Here is a 249-nt window from a genome sequence, read left to right as displayed (position 1 = left end):
AGCCTGTACAGAGTAGGGAAGTATCGTCACTTACTTCTATAACCCTATCGACGTATGGCCAACCACATAGTTCCCTGACTCCTACCTTGATGAGCTTCAGCCCAGTTAGTGAAGATTTAGCACAAACAAAGAATCAAAAAGCCGAAAAAGAAACAGCGATCGCACCGAAGTTTAGTTTACCAAAGAAAGATGGCATTTATCTTTATGGACAATCGCCACAACCAGACCAAATAGGACAAGGTTATGTTC

At 42.2% G+C, this 249-nt stretch carries 1 pseudogene; it reads left to right on the top strand.

Annotated features, from left to right (window positions below):
* Positions 1-249 (top strand): annotated as a pseudogene (locus GNF10_RS37665) (hypothetical protein); the annotation flags it as partial.

It is taken from the genome of Nostoc sp. UCD121 (assembly GCF_014222285.1).
GTDB lineage: Bacteria > Cyanobacteriota > Cyanobacteriia > Cyanobacteriales > Nostocaceae > Nostoc.
Note: the sequence above shows the minus strand (reverse complement) of the source record. Positions and strands in the feature narration are given on the sequence as shown.